This window comes from Desulfosporosinus metallidurans (genome assembly GCF_001936615.1).
GTDB classification, from domain to species: domain Bacteria; phylum Bacillota; class Desulfitobacteriia; order Desulfitobacteriales; family Desulfitobacteriaceae; genus Desulfosporosinus; species Desulfosporosinus metallidurans.
Map to the genome: position 1 here is coordinate 1 of NZ_MLBF01000259.1, position 228 is coordinate 228.

The window sequence follows — 228 nt, forward strand, 5'->3', positions numbered from 1 at the left end:
TCCAGTGCCTGTTTTTTTGGTCGTATAGAAGGGATCAAATATTCGTATCTTTTCCTCGGCAGGGATGCCCTCTCCAGTATCAGAGAAACTGATCATAATCATGTTGTCAATTTCTTTCGTAATTATTTCTAATGTACCTCCGGACGGCATGGCTTCTGCAGCATTGACAATGATGTTGACAAAGACCTGTTTTAGCTTTTCGGTATCGGCTGAGATCTTAGAAAGGTT

1 protein-coding gene is annotated in these 228 nt (G+C 41.2%); it reads right to left on the minus strand.

Features of this window, described 5'->3' with window-relative positions; all coding sequences use genetic code 11:
* On the minus strand, window positions 1–228 hold a 228-nt coding region (locus tag DSOL_RS26605), incomplete at both ends, for an ATP-binding protein (protein ID WP_235839029.1).